Here is a 25,378-nt window from a genome sequence, read left to right on the forward strand (position 1 = left end):
ATAAAGTGTTCTGAGTTACCCTTGCATGGATTTATAACCTTGCGTGAATGGGTTATACAATACGTGCCTTTTAACTTAACTTAAGCAATTTTTTTATTGACGGATAGTGTTTATGCGTACGCCTTTAATTATGAGCGCGGCTGGGTTGCCGTTAGTTGTAGCGATGATGAGTATGCCAGTACAGGCTGCAGAATTTGTAGTAACTGACATCGGTTTTAATGGCTTACAACGTCTAACCCCTGATAGCCTCTATCCGGTCTTACCTGTTACGGTAGGCGATACGGTGAATGATAGTAGCTTAGCTGCCAGTATTAAGGCGCTATATGCAACTGAAAACTTTGCTGATATTCAAAGCCGTGTCGAAGGTGGCAAGCTAAGATTTGACGTCATTGAGCGTCCAACGATCGCTGAAGTAACCTTTGAAGGTAATAAGCTTATTCCTAAAGAAGGGCTTGAGCAGGGATTGAAGAATGCTGGCCTTTCTGCTGGTGACGTGCTCAAGCAGTCTACTTTGCAAGGTGTGGCCAATGAGCTACAACAGCAATACATTAGCCAAGGTTATTACAATAGTAATATCGAAGTAGATCAAACGGTCCTTGATGGTAACCGCGTCAAACTTGACGTACGCTTTGTAGAAGGCAAGCCTGCTAAAGTTGTCGATATCAATATTATTGGTAACAAACACTTTAGTGATGAAGAGATTAAAGACGTTTTCGCGGTAAAAGAATCTTCATGGACGCGTCTGTTATCTAAGTCTGATCGTTACGCTCAAGAAAAATTGGCTGCCAGTCTAGAGAGTTTAAAAGCGCTATATCAAAACGATGGTTATGTGCGTTTTTCAGTTGATAATGCCGTACTAAACATCAGTGAAGACAAGAGTAGCGTGTTTATCGAAGTTAGCCTAAGCGAAGGCGAGCAATACCAGTTTGGCGAAGTGAACTTTTTAGGTAAACCTACCTTTGAGAATAGTGAGCTAAAAGAGCTGGTTAGCTTTGCATCTAATGAAAAATACTCGCAAGCAAAACTAGACGAAACCACTGCTTCTCTTAAAAGACGCTATGGTAATGAAGGCTATTATCTAGCTCAAATCAGACCAGTACCACGTATCAATGACGATACGAAAATGGTCGATGTTGATTACTATATTGACCCTGCACGCCCTATTTATGTTCGCCGGATCAATTTTACGGGTAATATCAAAACGCAAGACGAAGTATTACGTCGTGAGATGCGTCAGTTAGAAGGTACGCTGTCTTCTAATGACAAAATTCAGTTATCCCGCACGCGTTTGATGCGTACTGGCTTCTTTAAAAATGTTACTGTCGATGTTAAGCCAGTACCCAACCAGCCAGATCAAGTTGATGTAAACTATGTGGTTGAAGAGCAGCCTTCTGGTAGCTCAACGATTGCAGCCGGTTACTCACAAAGTGGTGGTGTGACTTTCCAATTGGATCTGACCCAGAACAACTTTATGGGTACCGGTAACCGTGTTAAGGCTGCGCTTTCTCGTTCAGAAACACGCGACTCTTATAGCCTAGGTTATACCGATCCGTACTTTACAGAAAACGGTGTTTCTCAAGGTATCAGCGGTTATTATCGCAAAACCAAATATGATGACGACAACGTTAGTAACTATGTGACCGATTCATATGGTGCGACGCTGAACTACAGTTATCCTATTGATGAAACCAAACGCCTGAGTGCTGGTCTGAATGTGGACAACACAAAGGTTCGTGGTGGTCGTTATTTAGGTATATCTAATGTCCAAGAGATTCTAGACGAGGGCGGTACGAAAACGCCTGAAGTTGATACTGATGGTGTTGCCACCTTCAAGAATGATTATCAGACTTATAATCTATTGTTTGGTTGGGACTACAGCACTTTAGACCGTCCAGTATTCCCTACCAAAGGTATGAGCCATGCGATTGATGCAACCATCGGTCTTGGCGATGCCAATTACCAAAAGCTAACTTATAGCGGCAATATATATTACCCTATTTATAAAGATGTGATCGCGCGTGGTTATACTAAGCTTGGTTATGGTAATGATTTACCGTTCTATGAAAACTTCTATGCTGGTGGTTATGGCTCAGTACGTGGTTATGAATCATCTACTCTAGGACCTAAATCACAAGTTTATCTTGATGCGGTCAATGATCCAGACAACCAAACCTTCACTGCAGAAGAGGTTGGTGGTAATGCGCTAGCAACGTTTGGTGCTGAACTAATTTTACCAATGCCGTTTAAAGGTGATTGGGCAGATCAAGTACGCCCAGTATTGTTTGCTGAAGGTGGTCAGGTCTTTGACACGTCTGATAAAGAAGATCGCACTTTTAATGATTCAGATGTTCCATTACTGACCCAAGATAATGACTTCCGCTACAGTGCAGGTGCTGGTATCACTTGGTATACACCCATTGGTCCAATCTCACTTAGTTACGCGGTACCATTTGGTGACAAAGAAGGCGATGAGACTGAAAAAGTCCAGTTCCAGATTGGTAATACATTCTAAATTAATGACATTACTCTCATCTATCTGAGCAGTTTCAAAGATTGTCTCAAATAGACGGAAATATCATTAGAGCTTAGTAGGTCGTCAAAACGCATTGTTATTTTGGCGACCGTTTCATTTATAAACATATTTTATTAATAGTCATTATGATAACGATTGAGCAACTCATTACTCGAATTGAGCAGCGTCAGCCTATTATTAATAAGGCTGAGATTGATACTGAGCAATTGTGTCAACCATTCAGTAGCGTCGGTAGTTTGACGACAGCCAGTCAGCAGCAGTTAAGCTTTTTGGCAGATCCTCACTATATTTCTAGCTTGGCGAGCAGTGACGCAGGGGCAGTGTTGGTAACGGAAGCATATCGTGACCAGGTGCCTACCTCAGCGATAGCGCTAGTCGTTTCAAATCCATACCTGGCTTATGCCAGTGCCAGTCAGCTTTTTGCACGTCATTCTTTATCTAACGGAATTCATCCTAGTGCTGTGATTGCAGACAGTGCTGCTATTGGCGAGCAAGTCAATATCGGTCCTTTTTGTGTGATTGGTGACAATGTACAAATAGGGGCGCGTAGCTCACTTGATGCTCATGTCGTGGTTGAGGCCAATACTAGTATCGGTACCGATTGTGTCATTAAGTCGCAAGTCGTTGTTGGGCCTGAGTGTGTCATTGGCAATCACGTTAGATTGCATGCAGGAGTAAGCATCGGATCTGAAGGGTTCGGTTTTGCGCCTACTAAAGATCCTAGTAACACAGGTTGGGAGCGCATTGCCCAGTTAGGCCGTGTCATTATTGGTAATTATGTACGAGTTGGTAGCCAGACGTGTATCGATCGTGGCGCTATCGATGATACCGTTATTGGTAATCACGTGATTATTGATAATTTAGTACAAGTTGCCCATAACGTCCGTATCGGTGACGGTACTGCTATTGCTGCTCAAACGGGTATTGCGGGTAGTACTACGATAGGGAAGCGCTGTATAATAGGCGGCGCTGTCGGTATCACAGGGCATATTGAGATTACAGATGATGTCGTTTTGTCTGGCATGACCATGGTAACCAAATCCATTAAAACCGCTGGCTCATATTCATCTGGTACTGCTGCAATGCCAACTGCTAATTGGCGACGTGCTGCTGTACGTTTTCGTCAGCTAGGCAATAACTAATGCAAACACAAACAAATAATAGATATTCAAAACACAGCAAGGAAGCGTCATTATGAGCAATAACAATATAGATATCCCAACTGATGAAGACGTTAAAAGCTTGGCTGAGCAAGGTCTTACGCTACCATTGACGTATCATACGATTAAGCATTATTTACCGCATCGTTATCCTTTTATGCTGGTAGATCGTATTGTAGCTTGTACGCCAGGTGAGTGTATTACTGGTATCAAAAACGTGACTATTAATGAAGAGTTCTTTAACGGTCACTTTCCTGACGAGCCGATTATGCCAGGTGTATTGATGGTGGAGTCAATGGCACAGGTGTCAGGTGTGCTTGGTTTTATCAGTGCAGGGCTAACGGCAGAAGACGGTTACCTCTATCTGTTTGCAGGTGTGGATAAGGTCCGTTTTAAACGCCGTGTGATTCCCGGTGATCAGCTTATCATTCGTGCAAAAACCGTGATGCAAAGACATGGTATCTACAAATTTGATTGTACTGTCCATGTCGAAGATGAACTGGCTGCTAGTGCGCAAATCATGATTGCACGTCAGGAGCAGCAAAAACCTGCTAATGTGAAGGGCGCTTAAGGTTTTAATAACCCATACTGTACGAAGAGCGATATTAAATTGCTCACTATAACTGCAACAAATAGCTATATGTAAACTCAACAACGCAACTGGTATTAGCTTCGTTAGTAACACTGAAATAGCGATACTTTTTTATTATTTACTCGCATCAAATGATACAAGGGCCCATCTTATGAGTCAGATTCATCCTACAGCACTCATCTCACCGTCCGCGCAGATTGACGAGACTGCTATCATCGGGCCCTATTGTATCGTTGGTGATGAAGTATCAATTGGTGCGCATACGGTTTTGCATAGACATGTGGTTGTGACTAAGCTGACTCGTATTGGCCAACACAATGAGTTTTATCAATTTGCGAGTATTGGTGAAGATCCTCAAGACTTGAAATATGCAGGTGAGCGCACTTGGCTTGAAATCGGCGATCACAATACGATTCGTGAAGCCTGTAGCTTACATCGCGGTACAGCGCAAGACGGCGAGCTGACTAAAATTGGTAGCCATAATCTACTGATGGTAAACACCCATGTCGCACATGATTGTGTCATTGGCGATCATAACGTACTGGCTAACAATGTCGGTGTAGCGGGGCATGTAACTATCGGCGACCATACCATCATTGGTGGTAACTCAGGCATACATCAGTTTTGTACAGTAGATGACTATAGCTTAATTGGCGGAGCAAGCCTCATTCTAAAAGATGTCGCTGCATTTACGATGGTATCTGGTAATCCAGCAAAGGCTCATGGACTCAATATCGAAGGTATGCGCCGTAAAGGTTGGTCAAAAGAAACGATTAATGTCTTACGTCAAGCGTACCGTACGATTTTCAGATCAGGTTTGACCACTGCACAAGCGTTGGAAGTCTTACATAGTGAGCTATTGGCTAAAGAGCCAAGAATTCAGCTGCTTATTGACTCATTACAAAATAGCAGCCGTGGTGTTGTGCGCTAAAAAAGCATAACTCGATTAATGATGAGTTTGATACTTTTAATGAGCTAAATTCTTATGGAATGAAGGCGAATTACGTAGAAGCCATAACTATTTGTTATGGCTTTTTATATTTATGAGCACTTGACTTTTTTGGTCGCTTAGCAGAAACTGAGCGTTTACGATATTGTAATCAATTCTTTCTTAATGTTGCTGGGCGCTTCACATCGAAGCGTTTACTAAATAGCTCAATGGTAAGGCCGACTATTTATGTTGATCAAGGAAGATTATCAGTAACGTTAATTGAAGCACGAGGACGGAAAAAATGGCTATCAATAAACAAGAACATGCCCAATGGAGCTCAAGCTTTGGCTTCGTATTGGCAGCAGTAGGCTCAGCAGTTGGTTTAGGAAACATATGGAAATTTCCATACATGGTTGGCGAAAGCGGTGGTTCAGCTTTTGTTATTGCTTATTTGTTCTGTATCGCGCTGGTCGGTTTTCCGATATTAGTTGCTGAATGGTTAATTGGTCGACGTGGTCAAAAAAACCCAGTCAATACTTTTTCAGACGTAGCAGCGACTGAAGGTAAATCGCGTAGTTGGGGTATTATTGGTGCTACTGGTGTTTTGGGTGGCTTCTTAATTCTATCGTTCTATAGTGTGATCGGTGGTTGGGCGCTTAACTATATCACTAAAGTTGCAACAGGTAGCTTTGCTGGTCAAGACAGTGACTCTGTTGCTGCAACCTTTGATGCTATGCTTGCATCAGCTGGTACATTGACGATTTGGCATACGGTATTTATGATTTTAACCGCTGTCATCGTTGGTATTGGTGTGACAAGTGGTATCGAAAAAACAGCTAAGATTTTAATGCCATTATTGGGTGTGATTCTGTTCGTTATCGTTGGTTATAACGTGATGAACGGTGGATTCGGTGAAGCAGTTGCTTACTTATTTACGCCAGATCTTAGCAAACTAACGGCTGATGTTATGCTTGCAGCATTAGGTCATGCATTCTTTACTCTATCAATTGGTATGGGTATCATGGTTGCTTATGGTTCATATTTGGGCCGTGAAGTGAACTTGCTAAAAACAGCACGTACCGTTGTTATTTTGGATACGGTTATTGCGTTGGCTGCTGGTCTTGCCATCTTCCCAATTATCTTCAGCAATGGTCTAGATCCTGCATCAGGTCCTGGTCTTATCTTTGTAAGTTTACCAATTGCTTTTGGTAGCATGGGTGCGGGTACTATCATTGGCGCATTGTTCTTCTTACTTATTACCTTTGCCGCTATTACCTCATCTATCTCGTTACTTGAGCCAACCGTTGAGTTGTTAGAAGAGCGTACGTCGATGAGTCGTACTGTATCTACTATCGTGGCAAGTACAGTAATCTGGTTGTTAGGTATTGCAGCATTGCTATCGTTCAACCTATGGTCTGACTTTACTATCATGGGTAATGGTATCTTTGATGCATTAGATAAGCTTACTAGTAAGTTCCTATTGCCTCTAACCGGTCTGGCTGCAATTGTATTTGTTGGTTGGAAAATGGATCAGCGTAACATTCAGCAAGAGCTTGGTTTATCTAATGGTACATGGCAGCTGTGGCAAATCGTTGCAAAATTCATCGCGCCAATCGCTGTTATTGTAGTATTTGTGACGTCATTGATGGGATAGTAGTCAGAGTTGACACTATTTGAATCATTAAATGATAAAAGCAGCACAAAAAAAGGGCTTAAGATTATTCTTAAGCCCTTTTTTATTTCAACAGATTTAGATAATAAGTAGTAAATATTAAACAGGATTAACGCAAGTTTAACTCAGGAACCGTTTGACCGCGTTTGGCATAAAACTCGCTGACAAACTCATCAAATTTATCTTGCTCGATAGCATCTCTAATACCCTGCATCAAACGTTGGTAATAGCGTAAATTATGAATGGTCGCTAACTGAGCACCTAGCATCTCTTTACACTTATTAAGATGGTACAGATAAGCACGGCTAAAGTTTTGGCAAGTATAGCAGTCGCACTCAGGATCTAATGAACCTTCATCATTGCGATATTGGCTATTACGAATACGTACCACACCAGCATTATCTGCATCGCCCGTCACAAAGTAATGGCCATTACGCGCGTTACGCGTCGGCATCACACAGTCGAACATATCCACGCCGCGGCGTACACCTTCAACTAAATCCTCAGGCTTACCAACACCCATAAGATAGCGCGGTTTATCTGCTGGCATATCGTCAGGCAGGTAGTCTAGAACATCTATCATCTCTTCTTTAGGCTCGCCAACCGAAAGACCGCCAATAGCATAACCATCGAAGCCAATCTCTAACAGACCTTCGAGTGATTGCTGACGCAAATCAGGGTACATACTGCCTTGTACAATACCGAATAATGCGTTGGTGCTGCCCAGTCTGTTGTGCTCATCGATACAGCGCTGTCCCCAACGTAATGATAGCTCTAACGACTTTTTCGCTTCGTCATGAGTGGCTGGATACGGCGTACACTCATCAAACTGCATGACGATGTCTGAGTTCAAGCTGTACTGAATTTGCATGGATTTTTCTGGTGAGAGAAATACCTTTGCGCCATCGATAGGAGATTTAAAATTTACGCCTTCTTCGGTAATTTTACGCATTGCGCCGAGGCTGAATACTTGGAAACCGCCCGAATCGGTCAAGATAGGCTTGTCCCAATGCATAAACTTATGCAGGCCACCAAATTTATCAATGACTTCGGTACCCGGACGTAACCATAGATGAAAGGTATTGCCCAAAATAATATCAGCACCGATGGCTTCGATATCACGTGGCAGCATGCCTTTGACCGTACCATAAGTACCAACAGGCATAAAAGCAGGCGTTTGCACGTCGCCATGATTGAGATGAACCGTACCACGGCGTGCACGCGTTGCACCGCTGGCCGTTTTATGTAAGACAAATTGCATATGATAACCGCTATTTAAGCTATGAAAATGGCGTTAATTATAGCATTGTTAGCGGTTTTTTGGACATATAGTCAGAGAATCACTGAACTGCTACGGCGTTACTCTCCCTAAATGTACTACTTGTACAATTTTCAGTCGGCGGCCTTGTACTCATTTTTAGCATTCTTTAACTATACCTACTAGGTGTCATCGATATACGCGCAATATACACTTTGGTCAATACCGCTTTACCATAACCAAAAAACACAGATAGCACGCCAAAAGACACAGACAGTGCTAAAGGTCTGTTGATACAGTAGAAGTTATACAGGTGAGGTGATAATCATTGCCACATCATGCTTTTAGATGCTGGAGACATGACATGAAAAAGACAGCTTACTTATTATTGAGTGGTTCATTATTAATATCAGGAGGGGCTATGGCTACCGAAGAGCCGAAATATACGGTGTTGACCCAAATAGATGACTTTGAGTTGCGTCGTTATGATGAGCAGCTAGTGGCGCAAACGTGGGTGAGTGGTGACCAAGACTCAGCAAGTCGTGAAGGATTTAAGGTTTTAGCGGACTATATTTTTGGTAATAACACAGCACCAAGTGGAGACAGTAGTAAAATTAGTATGACGGCACCTGTCACGATGCAAGCTGATAACAAAGAAAGTGACAATGAGTCACAAAAAATTGCCATGACAGCACCAGTCAGTATGCAACAAGACGATGGTAAGTGGCGCGTACAATTTACGATGCCTAGTAAATATACGATGCAAACGTTGCCTAAACCAAATAATCCAAACGTTGAGATTATAGAAGTGCCTGCACAGACGTACGGTGTGATTAAGTTCTCTTGGCTCGCAGGAGAAGATAAAGTAGCGGAAAAAACCGAAGCGCTGCAAACATGGATGCAAGACCAGAATTTGACGCCTATAGGCGAGCCTGAATTGGCCCGTTATAACCCGCCTTGGACGCTACCATTTTTACGTCGTAATGAGGTGATGATTGCGTATCAACCTGAATAGTAATCAGCCCATAAAAAAAGACAGCAATCGCTGTCTTTTTTGTGCTTCATTTAAAATATCTGAGTTAGACGTTTTGCTCACGGATGATATTAAGCATGCGACGTAATGGTTCTGCTGCGCCCCATAACAACTGATCACCAACGGTAAAAGCACCTAAATATTCAGGGCCCATATTAAGCTTACGTAAGCGACCTAGCGCAACAGTTAAGGTGCCAGTTACGGCTACTGGAGTTAGGCGGTCCATAGTAGCTTCTTTGTCATCTTCGACCAAGTCCAACCACTCGTTGCCACTGTTTTTGAGTGCAGCTTCGATTTCTTCTAGTGGAATGTCTTTTTTTAGTTTGATCGTTAAACCTTGCGCATGACAACGCATGGCACCGACGCGTACACACATGCCATCGATAGGAATCGTACTGGTTTCATCATTACCCAAGATCTTATTGGTCTCGACGCCGCCTTTCCATTCCTCTTTTGACTGTTTGTTTTCTAGCTGCGCATCGATATAAGGAATCAAGCTACCTGCCAATGGTACCCCGAAGTATTGTGTAGGGAAGTCTGCTGAGCGCTGAGTCTGAGCGATTTTTTTATCAATCTCAAGAATAGCACTAGCAGGGTCAGCCAATTCGTCTTGAACGGCACCATGTAACACACCCATGCCATTGATGAGCTCGCGCATGTTGTTTGCGCCAGAGCCACTAGCAGCTTGATATGTCATCGCGCTGACCCATTCGACCCAGCCTTTATTAAACAGCTCACCGATAGCCATCAGCATCAACGATACGGTACAGTTACCACCGATGAAGTCTTTTTTGTCGTTGGCTAGGGCACTATCAATAACCTTACGGTTGACTGGATCAAGGATGATGATGCTGTCATCTTTCATTCGCAGCGTACTTGCCGCATCAACCCAATAGCCGTTCCAACCACTATCACGTAGTGGTTGATGGACTTTTGACGTATAGTCACCACCTTGGCAAGTAATAACGACATCACAAGCAGCAAGTGCTTTAATATCATGAGCGTCTTTTAGTTGGCCGGTTTCAATACCATCGAATTTTGGTGCATCACCACCAGCATTACTGGTAGAAAAAAACACCGGTGTAATACCGTTGAAGTCATTTTCTTCCTGCATACGTTGTATCAATACTGACCCTACCATACCGCGCCAGCCTACCAAACCTACTGTTAAATCACTCATGAAGTTCAATCCTATTTACAATTATTTGTTGCATCGTCAACCGATAACAATGCCGTGAATGGCGCGAAAAAGCAAGGCGTTTTGGCTATTATTTGGTCGTTTTCCATACACTATTAACTATGTCGGCTATAACTTTAAGTTATTACTATTGAAGAGATACTTGGCTATCTGACGACCTCAAAAATATGGTGTTTAATAAAGCACTCATTACATTGCGTAATCTAATATTGTAACGTTTTATGATAGTTGTCGCATAATTGAGACTCACCAGTAGGCGAGAATCTTCTGAAATGCTAAAGTAAGTCTCAAATCTAATTACTCGACGTTAGTTATTTGATGTCAGGTGAGTTACAACCACGATATTTCTTATCAAACAAAAGCTTAACCAATATACATCATCGGCTCTATTAATATTTCAATCAACGGTTAGTACCTACTTATGGATTTCTCACTATTATATTACGCCTTACAAGGTCTAGCAGGATTCATCGCCTTTGTCACAATCTGGGGCTGGCTGCCGCTGGATAACTGGTGGGTGCGTGGTGTTGAGTTTCCACGCATCCAAATAATGATGCTTGGTATTATCGCTTGGGTCGGCATGATAGTGTTTTTCTCAGAGTGGGAGTTAGGGCAGTGGATATTATTTGTTGTACTGAGCGGTACGTTAGCATTTCAGCTGAGAATGGTACTGCCGTATACTAAGCTATGGAAAAAAGAAGTTCAAAAGGCAAAAGATAAGCCAGAAGGGCAAGCGCATCAAATAAAAATCATGGTATCAAACGTATTGACGCCCAATGACGAAACAAAAAAACTGGTCGATTTGGTTAAGCAAAAGCAGCCGGATATCTTAATTACATTAGAGAGTGACAAGAAATGGGAGCAAGCCTTACAGCAAGTCGAGTCTGACTATCCCTACACCGTGAAAGTGCCACTAGATAATCTATATGGTATGCATTTGTACTCTAAGCTTGAGCTGATTGATCCTGAAGTTAAGTATTTGATGATAGATGATATACCGTCTATTCATACACAGTTGCGTTTGCAAGGAGGCCGCGTCGTTTGGTTATATTGCTTGCATCCCATGCCGCCTAGTCCAACTGAAGCTGATAAGTCCACCACGCGTGATGCTGAGCTGCTCATGGTTGGTAAACATATAAAAGAAAACGACCAAACGGCGATACTGGCAGGTGATCTCAATGATGTCGCATGGTCAAAAACCACACGTCGTTTCCAACGTATCTCAGGACTACTAGATCCTCGTATTGGTCGACATTTTATTAATACCTTTCATGTTAAATATCCATTTCTACGTTGGGCTTTAGACCATATCTTTCATAGTGCCTGTTTTACGGTAGTTGATATTCAGCGTATGCCATCCGTAGGGTCTGATCATTTCCCTGTGATGACTACCTTGCAATATGAGCCAGAAGAAGCAAGCAAGCAAGAAGGCAATGCGCCTACTGTACAAGCAGAAGATATCCAAGAGACTGATAACAAAATCGAAGAAGGCAAGAAAGAAGGCGAAAAAGTGTCAGAAGAGCACAGACAAGATCAGCGCAGCTTTGGTTAATAAAATAGGCTGTTTATTAGCTGTAATACATAAATGTGATGTAAGCATATGCTTACGCAAAATAGAGTCTTTAGCTTCTATCGGCACCAAACCCATTGGCCTATAATACATCCATCAACACAAGGATACGCATGGATGTAGTGTTGAGATAGTATCAATAAAAGCACAGGTCAGCCCGCTGTCTTATATAATACTGTTAAATGACTTAGGATGAGTCAGCACGGAAGAGAGATAATAACAATAACACGAAGTATTGAAACCCTGAACCAATCGCCCTAGGTTCGGGGTTTTTCTTTGTGTGGATTTTGGTTTATCAAGATTTAAACTATTTAACTTTGGGATTTTCCCATCAAAGCTTTCAATTAAATATTTAACTGCGCAAACCAAAGAAGGGTATATGCCATTGCATATACCCTTCTTTATTTAAATCGATTCAGTACTTTCGCTAACTTAATACTATTAGCTTATTACAACCTATTAGCCAAGTATCTGAATATAAGCGCCAGCACGTAGCTCTTGTAACCAGTCTTCTTGAGCTTGTGGTGCTAAGCGTTGATACAATGCTTGACGTGCCATATTGCGACGATATTGCTCGCTAATATCTTGATCGCGCTTACCATCAACTTTTAGGATATGCCAACCAAACTGTGTCTTAAATGGTGCAGAATAGTCGCCAACAGCCGTATTCTTCATTGTGGCTTCAAATGGACCAACCATATCTTCTTCGCTAACCCAATCAAGGTCACCGCCACGTCCCGCAGAACCTGGGTCGTCTGAATACGTTGAGGCTAAGCTAGCAAAGTCAGCGCCGCCACGAAGCTGCTCGTATAGATCATTGATTTTTTGTTCAGCAAGCGCATCAGTCTGTAAATCATCGACTTTAACTAGGATATGGCGAGTATGCCACTGTGGTATCAGCATCGTATTGCTGGCTTTTTTATCAGCAAGCTTGATGATGTCAATCCCTTCAGGAGTCAATAATGGCTCGCTTACGGTACCAACGTCTAACTTGGTAATTTTGCTAGACAGCTCTGTTGGTAAAGAAGCAGCCTTGTGAAAGCCCATGTCTCCACCTTGCAATGGAATCGGATAGCTACCTTGGCTAGCAGCAACGGCTTCAGCGACGTTGACATTTGGCTCAAGCAAACGCGTACGTAATGCTTGCGCGACTTTTAATGCTTCTTCACGTTGAGCGGCCGATAGGCGACTATAGTCATCTATATAAGGCACACGTACGTGAATGGTTTGATATTCGCTTTGATTCAGACGTTTGGCTTCAGGTGAGGCCAAAAATGCATCAATGTCTTGCTCGCTAATACGTACTCGGCGAGTAATTTGACGCTGCTGTAGCGCTTGGATAGAAGCCTCTTCGATCAGTTTGGCGCGTAGATTGGCATAACTACCAGGTTGCGCTGCATCTAGACGTTGCTGCAATGCTGCGATGCTATTAAGGCCTTCAGCTTGAGCGATTTGACCAAGACGTTGATTGATTTCTGCTTCATCGGCAGACAGTCCCGCGCGTTTGACCATAGACAGTTGTAGTTCACGCAAAATAAGTGCGTTTAACACTTCAGATTGTAGTTGTGCTGAGTTTGCGATAGGCTCTCCAGCAGCTTTTGCACGTGCTTGAGTTTGCTCGATAGCATCAACCAGTTCGCTTTTTAAGATAGCATTTTCATTAACTAGGGCAATAATACCGTCTGTGCTATTGGCTGGCGTTAAGCGATCAACTGAGTTTTGCGCAGCAGAAGTAGAAGCTTGAGCTGCTGCAGGTTTTACAGTAGCAGCGTTGGCACTTAACGTAAGCGTAAGGCCTGCCATAGATAGCAATACTGCTCTGCTAGTCTGACGTAAAGAAAAAAATCTCATGATGCTCCTCATCAATGTCATTGCATCGGATGGTAGTCGGTCAACTCTATCCAATACTCTTAATAATAAAATATTCGACAGCGTTTCCCATAATAGGGGTTCAAATAGTGTCTTATAAATATTTACGTAAATAACTCTAATCTAGCAAAAAACTGGTTAGTCTTTCCATGCCGTTTGCACAGGTTCAAAGCCCAAAATCTTATCAGCAAGTAATCGTGTCAAGCGGCTACTACCGCTGCCAAGACCGTTTAATCTAACTTCTGCCATAATAGCTTGTGTTGGCTCGTCTTTTACGTTTAGGTCATTGTAATAGCGGCGACCATAAACAGCAAAGCCGAAACAGCAGTCTTCGTAATCAACGCCGATAAGTGAATCGAGCATCTTGTTACGATTATAATCGTACTGACCCTGAGCCAATATACGCCAGCTGTTATTGATAGGGAAAACAGCGGAAGCGGTAAACGCAGATAACGGCAACTGATCGGTATTGTCATCACGTTGACGCTTAACATAGCCCACGTTAAATAAGCTATTGTCTGACGGCTGATAGCGCAGTTCAGTCGTAATATAATTCAAGTCATAATTGCTGGTTAAGGCACCGCTGACATCAACCCAAAAATTATTATAAGGCTGAGTGCTGGTATCCCATACCATACCTGAAGAAGACGAGGTAAACACTGGCTGATCGTCATCGAGTGTTACACGTCCATCATCTAGATAGAACTGTTCTGCAATGCTACCATCAAAACGTGTCACACCCGTTGCATCGATGTAACGATAATTGACACCAGGCGTAATAGAATGCAAATCCTGCAAACGATCATGACCTAAGAACCAACTGTCCGAAAACAGCTGTTCATAATTAATAGAGGCAATACGCGTATTAAAGTTAGGAATGTCGTTTTGGTTTTTATACGGTGAATACGTATATTTTACGCGTGGACTAAGTAAACGATAGCCGCCCATCGTATCGTCAAACGCACCAAATGGTGAGCCCGCTTGATAGAAGTGTAGTCCTGCATCGATACTGGCTTGCGGAACAAACACAGATTGACTGCCATCTTCTTCACTAAGCTGATTATCTTCCAAGCTATCTTCATCATATGACGTATATAGATGCTGCAAGCTAAGCTTAGGTTTGATATAACCCCAAGAGGTCTCCATCGGATAGACAGCGCTTAGTTTATTATAAATACGTGCGCCACTTTTTTCGTTTTCAGAGCCATCATCGATAGACTTCTTGAAGTATGCAGAATCATGAATACCAGTGATATCGAAGCGCTCGGCCCAAGGCAAGCGATAATTTAATTTGAGCTGTGGCAAACGTGAGTACGGTTTGTCTTTGTCTTCTAACGCCTCACCGCTATCAGTGAATGCATCTAGAGTCTGAAAAGTTTCTACTTTTAGTTCACCATCGACATAATCATTGTAATAATTGACGCGGGCACGACGTGGCAAGTTTATGGTGCTGTCTGACAAGCCCAACGTATCAAAATCATTAAGGTAATCGGCATCCGACACATAGTTGTATTCGGCATCAGCGCTTAATCGTGGAATGCTTTTCGACGACCAAGTGTGGTCATAAAACAAGCTGGTACGATCTTCGTCGTCATACTCTTTGTCGTTAGGTAAGTATGAACCGTTTAAAATACCTTCCCCATAATTTTCAGTCAGATAACGGAACTCACCTGATAGCATAGGGTTACGGTCAGTATAAATATGCGTGTTAAGAGTGGCATCATAGTTAGGTGCTAAGTTGAAATAATAAGGAATATCAACTTCAAGACCACTTTCACTACTGACGTTAGCACTTGGTAATAAAAATCCACTACTACGGCGACTGTCTATCGGGAAGTTAAAGTAGGGGAGATAAAATACGGGTATGTCAGCCACACGGAAAGTGGTGTTATACGCTTCGCCGCGTCCTGTATCGGTATTTAGATCGATACTCTTCGCTTCAAACTGCCATTTGCGGTTGGTAGGTGGACAGGTACTAAACATAACCTGATCCAGCTCGTATTCACTCTCGTTAGGTTTATTTAAGCGTTTGGCATAGCCGTGCGCTTGTAGTCCAACACTAGCAAATGCCACATCATTGGCTGTTGACTGACCAGTCTCAGTATTGTAATTCAAGCTGTCTGCAACGCCAATTAGGCCGCTTTGTGCCGCTCTATCATTAAAGCTGGCTTGGCCGTTTTTTGTAGCGGCATTGTTTGTACGCTGTCCAGTCGCATTATCTGTAAACATGACTTTGCCTTGAGCAGCGGCAACGCCATTGCTCAGGTCAATCATGACTTTTTCTGCTTCGATATGCTGAGTACCTTGATCGATTTTTACATTGCCAGATAGCTCAGCGTAATTCACGTTATTGTAATAACCGTAATCAGACTCGGTAAATAAAGGGGCTTGATTGTTCGGAACGCTAGCTACATTTGGTGCTGGTCGTCCGTTTGCCGTACCAGCTTCATTGACAGCGCGTTGATAATTGGGGTTACTCTGCGGATATACCCATTGACCTTCACAGCGCTGGGCACTGTCCACGGCATTTGGCAGTAGACGTAAATCTCTACCGACCTTTGGAATCGTCTGTGCGGCAGGCATGGCATTATTATGAGAATTGTCCGCCTCAGTGCTGACAGCCTCATTGTTTAATGTTGAAGCATCGGTATCTGGTGTTAGCTCATAAAACTCTGCTAAGCGCATTAAGCTGGCTTGAATACTCTCATCATTAAGATCTAGCTTGCCATTATCTGTTGTTATCGCTTTAGGGACAAAGGCATTGCTATCTGGTGTATTACTGCTTGCTTGGTTGCTAGTTTCTGTATTTAGATTACTAGCATTAGAAACTTCGTTGCTAAAAGCTTCAGAGTCAGCAGCTTCATTAATATCTGTAATATCTAGGTCATTGTTTTCAGAGAATCTGCTATCTAACGCAGTATCATTCGATAAAGCAGCATTATTCGTATTAGTAGAATTATTCGTATTAGTAGAATTAGCATCGTCTGGATAGCTATCATTTAGAATATCTGCTTCTTGATAGCCATCATTACTTTGAGTACGACTAATACTACTGGCGTCAGTCGCCACACTATTAGACGCATAGCTGCCTGTACTATCCGTAGTGAGTGGTTCAGTTTTTTGCGTATTGGTATCACCAATGGCAGCACTGACAGTTAGGCTAGATAAGCCTAAGGCACCAAATAAGATCAAGCGGATGCTTTGGTAAAGCGGAGAATATAACAAGGGCACACCTATGATTGCAGAGCTTATTGGATTGCATGACTGAGTTTAGTAGCGGTATCACCGAACGACATAAAGCAGTGAACGAGCAACTAAAATATGACTAATGTATTCTCAAAAATTTGAATGTTTTACATATAATGACGACTAATCATAGTCAAAAAAAACCAAATCAGCTACACTATTTACCAAAATTTATAATATAGCCATGCTGATTTTTAAGTAGCGATAGCGATTCTATCCGACATCAAGTATTGAATGATATAGCAATACGTCTGTGGCAGCTTGTATAGCACCGATACATATCGCTATTTTAGCAAGTATTTGTCAGACTTATCACTACTTTAATTATTTATGACTTATATTTAACCAGCGATGCCCAATATGACTGACAAAACGACTTTAGAGACTGATATGATCGATGAAAATAACAACCGCCAACAGCAATTAGAACAATGGTTACAGCAAGTATTTTTAGGTCAAACATTTAGTCTAGACAGCTTACCTGGTGACGCTAGTGCCCGCCGATATCATCGTATCGAACTATCAGAGACAGATAATAATGCCAATAAACATTATATCGTCATGGACTCCGCTGACGAGCAAGATGCGATGCTGCAGTTTATCAATGTCGCTAAGCTGATGACACATGCTGTCAACGTGCCGACACTGACTGCGCAAAATGTAGAAAAAGGATTTTTGGTATTACAAGATTTTGGCACAGTAGAATTTGCTCATTTGCTTGTCGATGCCACTGCAGACCAAATCAATGACTACTATCAGCTAGCAATGCATACATTAGTCGCGCTACAAACGGTACCAGTAGAAACGGCAAAGTCGCAACACCAGCTTCCAGATTATGATATAGCACTATTAGACCGTGAGATGGATTTATTTAGCGAATGGTTTATGCCTTATATTGGTATAGCGCTAAATGAGCAGGTTTGGGGAAACCTAAAAACAGCACTAATGAATGAGATTTTGCAACAGCCACAAGTGGTGGTCCATCGTGATTATCACAGCCGCAACCTCATGCAAGATCAAGTAGATCAATCAAAGTTGGGCGTGATTGATTTTCAAGATGCTGTCATTGGTTCGTATGCTTATGATTTAGTGTCGTTAGTACGCGATGCTTATGTTGAATGGCCAGAGAGCCAAATATCTACATGGATTAATGACTTTTGGCAGTTACAAAAGCAAAAGTCACTGACCACTGCTGATAGCGCGGTGCAGTTTGAAAACGATGTAAATGTCATAGGCATACAACGTCACTTAAAGGTATTAGGGATTTTTATTCGTTTGTCTGAGCGCGATGGCAAAGACCGCTATTTGGCGGATATTCCTAAAGTTATGCGTGATTTGATTATTGAATTAAACTGGCTTGCCGAACATGGCAACGATGAACTAAAGCAATCAATTATACCGTTTAATCAATGGCTGCAAGTGGCAGTGCTACCTGCTTATAAAGAGAAGTTTGCTTCAGCGTAGATGACGCTCAACTAAATCAATTTAAATAATAAAGATAGGAGCGCAGATGTCTACCTCTACGATTACACAAGCCATGATTTTGGCAGCGGGCAAGGGCACACGCCTACGTCCATTAACACTTGAGATACCTAAGCCTTTGGTTGAAGTCGCAGGTCAACCGCTTATTGTTTGGCATATTAGAGCACTACAAGCAGCAGGCATTACTGATATCACGGTCAATGCCTCATGGTTGGCAGATAAGCTAATGGACGCCTTAGGTGACGGTTCACAATATGGCGTAAAGCTGCATTGGTCAGTAGAAGACGATGAACCACTTGAGACCGCAGGCGGCATTTTTCAGGCATTACAATCAGGTAAACTAAAGGATGAGCCATTTATTCTGGTCAATTCTGATGTCTGGACTACTTATGATTTCTCTCAATTAACAGACTATACATTGGGAGCGGATCAGCGCGCCCATTTATTATTGATTGACAATCCAGAGCACAATAATGGCGGTGATTTCGCCATCAATAATGGTCTTGCTAGTGAGCAGCCGGTGGGCGATGCAGATAAGTATACCTTTGCGGGTATTAGCGTAATGTCACCCAAATTGGTAGAAGGTCTGGTGTCAGGACAGCCTGCTGCATTAGCACCACTACTAAAGCAAGCAATGATAAAGTTTCAAATTACCGCTGAAGTGACAACAGATAATTGGATAGACGTTGGGACCCCAGAGCGTCTAACACAGGTCAATCAGTTTATCGAACAGAATGATATCGAGCATGCAGGTAAACCAAGCTGATAAATTTAAGATAAATAAAAAGCAGCGTCGATTATTCAACGCTGCTTTTTTTATGCATATAGAGATATTTTTTACGACATGTCTAAAAAGTATATTGGCAAGACAAAAATGCAAATATAGCATTTAGAAAGCAAGCTACTCATTAGCTAACTAACTGGCACTCAATCGTATGATTAGACAATTACGCTAAACACCCATAGCCAGTTTAATTAGCTGAGCAATGGTAAACACCACTAAAAACCCTGCTAAATATAGACCCACGAACCATGCCCATTGCGATTGTTTTTTACTGAACTTTTTCATAGAGATCTCCTGATTAGCGTTTGAAGTGTGACTACCATCTATAAACGATGATAGCCATCCTTTTTAGCTGATCCGTTGCCCGCCGCGATTAGCGACTAATACATCGGATTGTGATCAGATTTACCTTTGAAGGTATAGTAAGCAAATGCCGTATAGCTCAAGATAATCGGCAACATGATACAGGCGCCAATCAGCATGAATGATAACGAAGTATCGGCAGCAGCAGCTTCATAAATCGTCATTTGATACGGTACGATATAAGGGAACAGGGCGAAACAAACCCCAATATAACCCATTAAAAATAGAGCTACCGTTAGTAAAAATGGACGATACTCACGCTCAGTTTTTAAGTCTTTACGCATGATAAAGAATAAGAGCATGACAATGATAGGCATAGGAGCAAGATACAATAAATCTGGGAAACTAAACCATCCCTCTAACGCATCGATGTCTGAGAAATACATAAATGCTGTGACCACAACCATCGCCACTAGTAACGCAGTAAGCATCCATTTAGAAACTTGGCGCGCCCACACTTGCAACGTGTGCTCTGTTTTTATGATAAGCCACGTTGAACCAAGTAAGGCATAGCCGATAATCATGGCAAATCCGCACACAATCGAGAAGGGCGTGAGCCAATCAAATGGGCCACCAGTATATAGACGGTTACTGGCTTCCAGTCCTTGCACTAATGCCCCAAGCATAATGCCTTGAGAGAAAGTGGCAACGACTGAGCCGACAAAGAAAAAGGTATCCCATACATGCCGACGTGAAGAGGATTTGAATCGAAACTCAAACGCCACACCGCGCATGATAAGACCGAACAACATGGCAGTTACTGGCAAATATAGACCTGTCATAATGATGCCATAAGCAACAGGGAATGCTGCGAATAAACCACCACCGCCTAGCACTAGCCACGTCTCATTACCGTCCCAAAATGGGGCGATAGAATTCATCATGCGGCTACGGTTTTTATCTGATCCTGCAAATGGGAACAAGATACCGCAGCCCAAATCAAAGCCATCAAGCAGTACATAGACAAAGACAGATAAAGCAATCAAACCGCCCCAAATGAGAGGTAAATCTAATACATCACCGAAGTTAAACATTAGCGTAATCCTCCATCATCGACATCGTTTGCAGGCTCATCTAAGCCTTCTTCAGTACCTTTGGCAGGATTACTATCACCACTTAATGCGCGGCCTTGACTCTCGGTCACTGAGTGCTCGTAGAAGTTATCTTCTGCAGGATCTGTATAAGGTTTCGGCCCTTGAGCAATCAAGCGCAAGATATAAAAACTGCCTGCACCAAAGACAAATATGTACAGTACGATAAAGCCAATCAAGGTAGTGGCTACTTGCTGTGCTGCAAGCGGAGACATACTTTCAGCAGTACGAATGACACCGTAAACCGTCCAAGGCTGACGTCCTGTCTCGGTTACGAACCAACCTGATAATAAGGCGATAAAACCAAGCGGAGTCATCATCATCCAAGCACGGTGGAACCAAACACTGTCAGTATTGAACTGCTGTTTTTTGAAGTATTTGTATAGACTGAATAGGCCGACCAGCACCATAAGCATGCCAATACCAACCATGATACGAAATGCCCAAAACACGATAATGACAGGTGGTTGATCTTCAGGTGCCCAATTTTTAAGCCCTTTAACTTCACCATCTAACGAATGGGTTAAGATTAAACCAGTCACATAAGGAATTTTTACTTCGTACTTATTGGTCTGATTTTCTTGGTCAGGAATCGCGAATAAGCGTAGTGCGGCACCGCGCTCATCCTCCCAGAGTCCTTCCATCGCAGCAACTTTAGCAGGTTGGTGTTCAAGGGTATTTAGACCATGCTCATCACCAATCAATACCTGCGCCGGCGCAACAAAGATGGCCATAATCATCGCCATACCTAGCATTACACGACCATGCGCGCGATGCTCGACATGCTTTTTAGATTGAATATAATATGCACCGATACCACCAATAACAAAAGCAGTGGTCAGAAATGCCGCGGTCATCATATGAGCGTAACGGTAAGGGAACGAGGGGTTGAAGATAATTTCAAGCCAGTCGGTAGGATAGAGCAAGCCATCTGCGCCCATCATAAAACCTTGAGGGGTTTGCATAAAGCTGTTGGCGGCTAATATCCAAAAACCTGAAATCAATGTGCCGATAGCAACGATAGCAGTTGAAGCAAAATGCATGCGTTTGCTCACGCGACCCCAACCAAATAGCATAATACCTAAGAAGGACGCTTCTAAGAAGAACGCTGTCAGTACCTCATAGGCGAGTAATGGGCCTAAAACGTTACCGGCTTTATCAGAGAATACGGCCCAGTTGGTACCGAACTGGTAGGACATCACCACGCCTGATACAACGCCTAAACCAAAGACGACAGCAAATATTTTGACCCAATGCTTGTAGACTTCAGCATAGATAGGTTCACCAGTTCTTAACCAGCGGAATTCAAGCACCGCAAGCCAGCTGGCAAGACCGATAGAAAAGGCAGGAAAGACGATATGGAACGAGATAACAAAAGCGAATTGGATACGCGCAAGCATCAGCGCATCGAGCTGGTCAATCATAAATGTAGCGAACATAAACGGTTACTCTCATCTGTTAGCTGAATAGCGCTGACTTCCATACAACGCTCAAGTAACTGTCCGTAACTATCCATTGATCAAAGTGGCAAGCATTACGGGCAATAGCTCAGTGACGTGGACTTAGCTCCATTAGACATAAATTGTGGCTAAGTTTGCGACTCACTGTTTAGCTGAATTGAATAATTTATGTCCTTATAAATTTACATATTACTGTCATGTGCTATAGATATATTATGCGCTCACCTAGATATACACGCAAGCAACCCAGTCTGTCTGTTACAGACCTAAGAGTCACCAAAATAACATAATTCAAACATTGAAAAATAAAATTAATATTATTAAAAACAAAGCAGTATGCGTGAACATACTGCTTATTTGAAACCTATAACTGATGTTTAAAGGTTACGATTTATACGTCAAAAACCTTGTGAAATAACAAAAATCTACATCATTCTTGTAGCTGCTTATGCAAAATTCTTCGCAACGTTAAAATGGTCTGCGGATTAGTCTGAATACTATGACCGCCATTGATAATTGTCTCAGACGCGGCACCATCGAGATGGGCACTGTTGTAAGGAACAATACCATCTGACAAACGCTCGGTCAGTGCCTGACTGATATCATCATTGACTGTCACAGCGGCAACAAGCGGCTCGGGTGGTAGCTGTGATGTCTCAGTATTATTACTCACATCAACGCTCGCCGATTCATCTCCAGAATTGTCTTCTACCGCTTGAGACAAATCAATCTTGGCACCATTTGGTTGCGTTTGTGCCAGTCCTTTAGTGATATCGGCATCATTATTGGCAATGATTGAATGGTAAGTGATCCGCTCGTTAATAGTGATGTCTTTGGTTAACTCTATAAAAGAAGACTTGTCACTTAACTGGCTGGCACCGTTCTGCAAATATAAGGCCCCCAGTGGGTTTTGTGCCAAATCGCCTTGAGTGGCAATGGTCGCTAAGTTATCAGTGAATGTTTTGACCAGACCTACGGGTAAGTAAACGATGCGGCGTAGCGCACGGGTAAACCAACGATCTGCATAATCGGTACCACGAAAAGGTGCAGATAGAAAAACAGCGGTGTCTACTTGTGGCAACGCCTGTAGCTCAAATCGTTCCTTTAATTCATCTTCGCCAAAAGACGTTTTGAGCGCGTTACGGATTTGCTGTTTCTCATTACTAGAGAGTATATCTTTATCATTAAGCTTATCTAAATCATCGACTAAATTTTCATCAGACAGCATCATACGAGCGATAATGGCACCCATACTATGACTGATAATCACACTGTTTTGACTGGCACGATTTTGTCCATTGGGATCAGTCTGCTGATACGTGCTGTTGATTAACTGCTGAATCTGATAACGATTTTCTAAAATAGGTAGATTGGTTGGATAGAATATTTGCCAAACTTGGTAATTATCACGCAGCTTGTCATCATTAAGAATATCGTTGGTCAGATTGACCCATGTGGCCGGACTAGAGGCTAGCCCGTGCAACATAATCAACACGCGTTTATCAGGATCATAAGGCTCAAGCATGAAGAGTTTGGGCAGCTGAGCATCTGGTTGGCGCGTAATCAAATTTAAATAGCCTACGCCATCTAACTGGTTCTCTGATAGCCATAAGCCATATCCCGCCGAAAAGTTGGCTGCCAGTGGGTAGTCATCGTTGAGAATATTAACGGATTCGGTTTGGTACGGGTTATATAAATGAATATCAAGCTTACGACTGCTCAGCGCATCTAATACGCTATCGCCATCTGGCTTAATCAATCCAGTTAGTAAAAGATGTCCCGTGGGATAAATACGAGAGCTTGGCTCGCTGTCGTCGGTGTTTTTATCTTCATTTGTTAGCCGACCAGATAAGGAAGCGACCAACAACTGACGGATTGTGGTGGTGTAGCGATCATCTAACGACGCCACCAAGCTGATGCCTAAGCCGGGGCGTTTGCTCACAGAATTGAGACCCGATAGTCGCAGCTCATAAGTAGATGATAAGTCTGCCAAAGCGGAAGTTTGTTTATGAGCATTTTGCAGATAGTTGTTTTCGTTGGGCAAATAAATATCAAGATTGTAGTCATTTACGGTAACTTTCATGACTTTGACTTGGTCTGTTGCTTTGCCCTTTAATGGTGGTCGATTAGCAATCGCTGCTTCATCCGTGTTATCACGCTTGGTAGAGGTTATCGGCAAATACTCTACTGTTGTATCACCCATCAATTTATTGGCATTTTCAGTCGATTGGTAGATTTGAGTAATAACGTCATTGCTAGCAGCGTTATAAATGTCTTGGGTTTGGATGTCGTTGTCATTTGGAATACGGTTTTGCGCACGATGGCTATTGCTATTTTGCTCTGTACCTTCAAAGTCATGGGTCAAGCTGTCATAAAATAGGTAGGTGTAGCTGTATTTGACGGCATCAAACAACCTTGCTTGATAGTCGGTCAAACACAGGTCTGTCTCTTCTTGCTGTGTTTTTGCATCATCCTCACTTAAGGGGGCGTTGGCGTAATACGGATTAAGTGGCGGGCGTGCAAGTGCATTACGACAGTTTTTTGAGTCAGATAGTTGACGCGCTTTTGCATAGTGCAGTTCTGCAAAAATAGCTAAGGCAGGCCGATAGTGCCTGTTAAGCATACTATCAGAGAGCTGAGTCAAGCATAAGTCAAATTGCTGCATACAGGCTTGCTCATTCAGTCCTGCTGATAGCAAGGCAGATGCTGTGTCGCTGCTTAGCGCATTGTCAGTGACGATATTGCCGCGCTGCGCTGAGATGGTCTTGGCCGAGGCTTGTTTATCGACCGTCACCGTACTACACGCTGGTAGCAATACTGCTGCCGCCAAAAGCATAAGTGACGTAATGGGCAGGGTTTTTTTATTAGTATGCATTACTGTCTGTTTGCTAAAGCCAGCGAAAGTCATAAGTCAGTCCAATAAACGGTGGTTATGAGAGTATCAATAATGAAAGTAGCAATTGACAATGAGTGTAGCGCAACTTTTGGCGTTAGACTATTCATTTGCAGTTCTATAAAGGCGTGTTTTAAAACGAAAGGGTTTCTACTAGTCGAAAAAAAGCGCTTTTGTCTTATAGATATAAAACAAAAGCGCTTGGTATTTAAAGCTTAGATTATTTATTAGAGATTTGACCTA

17 protein-coding genes are annotated in these 25,378 nt (G+C 42.6%); 9 read left to right on the plus strand and 8 right to left on the minus strand.

The genetic code is table 11. The annotated features are described in order from the left end of the window. Positions 1 to 112: 112 nt before the first annotated feature. The 5 genes from bamA (at position 113) to SJY28_RS07400 (ending at position 6,870) form a co-directional block, all read left to right on the plus strand. Positions 113 to 2,512, plus strand: a complete 2,400-nt coding sequence (gene bamA, locus SJY28_RS07380) for an outer membrane protein assembly factor BamA (RefSeq protein ID WP_296207503.1) — start codon at positions 113 to 115, stop codon at positions 2,510 to 2,512. A gap of 146 nt (positions 2,513 to 2,658) precedes the next feature. Further along, entirely contained in the window at positions 2,659 to 3,675 is a 1,017-nt protein-coding gene (gene lpxD / locus SJY28_RS07385; protein ID WP_379543967.1) for a UDP-3-O-(3-hydroxymyristoyl)glucosamine N-acyltransferase, read from the plus strand. 52 nt (positions 3,676 to 3,727) lie between these two features. Next, positions 3,728 to 4,264, plus strand: coding sequence for a 3-hydroxyacyl-ACP dehydratase FabZ (fabZ, locus tag SJY28_RS07390; protein WP_238068215.1), 537 nt, complete (start codon positions 3,728 to 3,730; stop codon positions 4,262 to 4,264). Positions 4,265 to 4,436: 172 nt separating this feature from the next. Continuing rightward, on the plus strand, positions 4,437 to 5,216 hold the full coding sequence (gene lpxA, locus SJY28_RS07395) for an acyl-ACP--UDP-N-acetylglucosamine O-acyltransferase (protein ID WP_379543968.1): 780 nt from the start codon (positions 4,437 to 4,439) through the stop codon (positions 5,214 to 5,216). A gap of 301 nt (positions 5,217 to 5,517) precedes the next feature. Further along, entirely contained in the window at positions 5,518 to 6,870 is a 1,353-nt protein-coding gene (locus SJY28_RS07400; protein WP_298808105.1) for a sodium-dependent transporter, read from the plus strand. Positions 6,871 to 6,997: 127 nt separating this feature from the next. On the opposite strand, the gene tgt is transcribed toward SJY28_RS07400, so the two are convergent. Further along, the gene (tgt, locus tag SJY28_RS07405; protein ID WP_102078127.1) at positions 6,998 to 8,149 is read right to left on the minus strand and encodes a tRNA guanosine(34) transglycosylase Tgt; all 1,152 of its coding nucleotides are present in this window, start codon (positions 8,147 to 8,149) and stop codon (positions 6,998 to 7,000) included. Positions 8,150 to 8,510: 361 nt separating this feature from the next. Here tgt and SJY28_RS07410 point away from each other — a divergent pair, with 361 nt between their 5' ends. Next, positions 8,511 to 9,161 carry an SOUL family heme-binding protein gene (locus SJY28_RS07410; protein ID WP_379543969.1) on the plus strand — a complete coding sequence of 217 codons (651 nt, stop codon included), beginning with the start codon at positions 8,511 to 8,513 and terminating at the stop codon, positions 9,159 to 9,161. A 64-nt stretch (positions 9,162 to 9,225) separates the two neighbouring features. On the opposite strand, the gene asd is transcribed toward SJY28_RS07410, so the two are convergent. Then, the gene (gene asd / locus SJY28_RS07415; protein WP_379543970.1) at positions 9,226 to 10,359 is read right to left on the minus strand and encodes an aspartate-semialdehyde dehydrogenase; all 1,134 of its coding nucleotides are present in this window, start codon (positions 10,357 to 10,359) and stop codon (positions 9,226 to 9,228) included. Positions 10,360 to 10,798: 439 nt separating this feature from the next. On the opposite strand from asd, the gene SJY28_RS07420 reads away from it, so the two are divergent. Further along, a complete protein-coding gene (locus SJY28_RS07420) occupies positions 10,799 to 11,929 on the plus strand; it encodes an endonuclease/exonuclease/phosphatase family protein (RefSeq protein WP_379543971.1) in 1,131 nt (376 codons plus the stop codon). 477 nt (positions 11,930 to 12,406) lie between these two features. Here SJY28_RS07420 and SJY28_RS07425 read toward each other — a convergent pair whose 3' ends face one another. Next, positions 12,407 to 13,798, minus strand: a complete 1,392-nt coding sequence (locus SJY28_RS07425) for a peptidylprolyl isomerase (protein WP_201567023.1) — start codon at positions 13,796 to 13,798, stop codon at positions 12,407 to 12,409. 156 nt (positions 13,799 to 13,954) lie between these two features. Further along, complete coding sequence (locus tag SJY28_RS07430; protein ID WP_379543972.1) at positions 13,955 to 17,041, minus strand: LPS-assembly protein LptD; 3,087 nt, start codon at positions 17,039 to 17,041, stop codon at positions 13,955 to 13,957. Positions 17,042 to 17,422: 381 nt separating this feature from the next. Between SJY28_RS07430 and SJY28_RS07435 the strand changes: the two genes are divergently transcribed. Next, a complete protein-coding gene (locus tag SJY28_RS07435) occupies positions 17,423 to 18,526 on the plus strand; it encodes an aminoglycoside phosphotransferase family protein (protein ID WP_379543973.1) in 1,104 nt (367 codons plus the stop codon). Positions 18,527 to 18,572: 46 nt separating this feature from the next. Then, positions 18,573 to 19,310, plus strand: a complete 738-nt coding sequence (gene murU / locus SJY28_RS07440) for an N-acetylmuramate alpha-1-phosphate uridylyltransferase MurU (RefSeq protein WP_379543974.1) — start codon at positions 18,573 to 18,575, stop codon at positions 19,308 to 19,310. A gap of 186 nt (positions 19,311 to 19,496) precedes the next feature. On the opposite strand, the gene SJY28_RS07445 is transcribed toward murU, so the two are convergent. The 4 genes from SJY28_RS07445 to SJY28_RS07460 form a co-directional block, all read right to left on the minus strand. Then, positions 19,497 to 19,613, minus strand: coding sequence for a DUF2474 domain-containing protein (locus tag SJY28_RS07445; protein WP_101206161.1), 117 nt, complete (start codon positions 19,611 to 19,613; stop codon positions 19,497 to 19,499). A gap of 95 nt (positions 19,614 to 19,708) precedes the next feature. Continuing rightward, positions 19,709 to 20,725, minus strand: a complete 1,017-nt coding sequence (gene cydB, locus SJY28_RS07450) for a cytochrome d ubiquinol oxidase subunit II (protein WP_114700807.1) — start codon at positions 20,723 to 20,725, stop codon at positions 19,709 to 19,711. Beyond that, on the minus strand, positions 20,725 to 22,221 hold the full coding sequence (locus SJY28_RS07455; protein WP_101206159.1) for a cytochrome ubiquinol oxidase subunit I: 1,497 nt from the start codon (positions 22,219 to 22,221) through the stop codon (positions 20,725 to 20,727). The genes cydB and SJY28_RS07455 overlap by 1 nt, the downstream gene beginning before the upstream one ends. Before the next feature lie 451 nt (positions 22,222 to 22,672). Continuing rightward, positions 22,673 to 25,150 carry an esterase/lipase family protein gene (locus tag SJY28_RS07460; protein ID WP_379543975.1) on the minus strand — a complete coding sequence of 826 codons (2,478 nt, stop codon included), beginning with the start codon at positions 25,148 to 25,150 and terminating at the stop codon, positions 22,673 to 22,675. Between the last annotated feature and the right edge of the window lie 228 nt (positions 25,151 to 25,378).

Source organism: Psychrobacter sp. R86515, assembly GCF_042466315.1.
Taxonomy (GTDB): domain Bacteria; phylum Pseudomonadota; class Gammaproteobacteria; order Pseudomonadales; family Moraxellaceae; genus Psychrobacter.

Coding starts and splice junctions, on each gene's coding strand:
- cydB (WP_114700807.1), bottom strand. CDS start 20,725: ATGTTTAACTTCGGTGATGTATTAGATTTACCTCTCATTTGGGGCGGT.
- asd (WP_379543970.1), bottom strand. CDS start 10,359: ATGAGTGATTTAACAGTAGGTTTGGTAGGCTGGCGCGGTATGGTAGGG.
- SJY28_RS07460 (WP_379543975.1), bottom strand. CDS start 25,150: ATGACTTTCGCTGGCTTTAGCAAACAGACAGTAATGCATACTAATAAA.
- SJY28_RS07400 (WP_298808105.1), top strand. CDS start 5,518: ATGGCTATCAATAAACAAGAACATGCCCAATGGAGCTCAAGCTTTGGC.
- tgt (WP_102078127.1), bottom strand. CDS start 8,149: ATGCAATTTGTCTTACATAAAACGGCCAGCGGTGCAACGCGTGCACGC.
- lpxA (WP_379543968.1), top strand. CDS start 4,437: ATGAGTCAGATTCATCCTACAGCACTCATCTCACCGTCCGCGCAGATT.
- SJY28_RS07410 (WP_379543969.1), top strand. CDS start 8,511: ATGAAAAAGACAGCTTACTTATTATTGAGTGGTTCATTATTAATATCA.
- bamA (WP_296207503.1), top strand. CDS start 113: ATGCGTACGCCTTTAATTATGAGCGCGGCTGGGTTGCCGTTAGTTGTA.
- murU (WP_379543974.1), top strand. CDS start 18,573: ATGTCTACCTCTACGATTACACAAGCCATGATTTTGGCAGCGGGCAAG.
- SJY28_RS07445 (WP_101206161.1), bottom strand. CDS start 19,613: ATGAAAAAGTTCAGTAAAAAACAATCGCAATGGGCATGGTTCGTGGGT.
- fabZ (WP_238068215.1), top strand. CDS start 3,728: ATGAGCAATAACAATATAGATATCCCAACTGATGAAGACGTTAAAAGC.
- lpxD (WP_379543967.1), top strand. CDS start 2,659: ATGATAACGATTGAGCAACTCATTACTCGAATTGAGCAGCGTCAGCCT.
- SJY28_RS07425 (WP_201567023.1), bottom strand. CDS start 13,798: ATGAGATTTTTTTCTTTACGTCAGACTAGCAGAGCAGTATTGCTATCT.
- SJY28_RS07420 (WP_379543971.1), top strand. CDS start 10,799: ATGGATTTCTCACTATTATATTACGCCTTACAAGGTCTAGCAGGATTC.
- SJY28_RS07455 (WP_101206159.1), bottom strand. CDS start 22,221: ATGTTCGCTACATTTATGATTGACCAGCTCGATGCGCTGATGCTTGCG.
- SJY28_RS07435 (WP_379543973.1), top strand. CDS start 17,423: ATGACTGACAAAACGACTTTAGAGACTGATATGATCGATGAAAATAAC.